A 390-nucleotide genomic window follows, 5' to 3' on the forward strand; every position below is an offset into this window, starting at 1 on the left:
CCACGGTGACCAGCTCACGCTGGGCAACATCACGGTCGAGGCCGTGCACACGCCGGGTCATACGCCGGAGCATCTGTCGTTCCTCATCACCGACGGCGCGTTCGCCGATGCTCCCGGGTACATGTTGACCGGTGACTTCGTGTTCTCCGGTGACCTGGGCCGGCCGGATCTGCTGGATGAGGCGGCGGGCGGGGTGGACACCCGTTTCGCCGGCGCCACGCAGATCTTCCGCAGCCTCAAGGAGTCGTTCGTCACGCTGCCGGATCATGTCCAGGTCTTCCCGGGCCATGGTTCGGGCAGCGCCTGCGGCAAGGCGTTGGGCGCGCTTCCGTCGACCAGCGTCGGGTACGAGCGTCGATACGCGTGGTGGGCGGGGTACGTCGAGCGTGA

Annotated in this window: 1 protein-coding gene; it reads left to right on the top strand. The window is 67.7% G+C overall.

Translation table 11 applies throughout. From position 1 onward, the window contains the following. Positions 1-390 (top strand): MBL fold metallo-hydrolase (locus G6017_RS17165; protein ID WP_347238043.1); only part of this gene is annotated, 390 nt, incomplete at both ends.

Origin of the sequence: Dietzia sp. B44, assembly GCF_014145245.1 — a bacterium.
GTDB lineage: Bacteria > Actinomycetota > Actinomycetes > Mycobacteriales > Mycobacteriaceae > Dietzia > Dietzia natronolimnaea.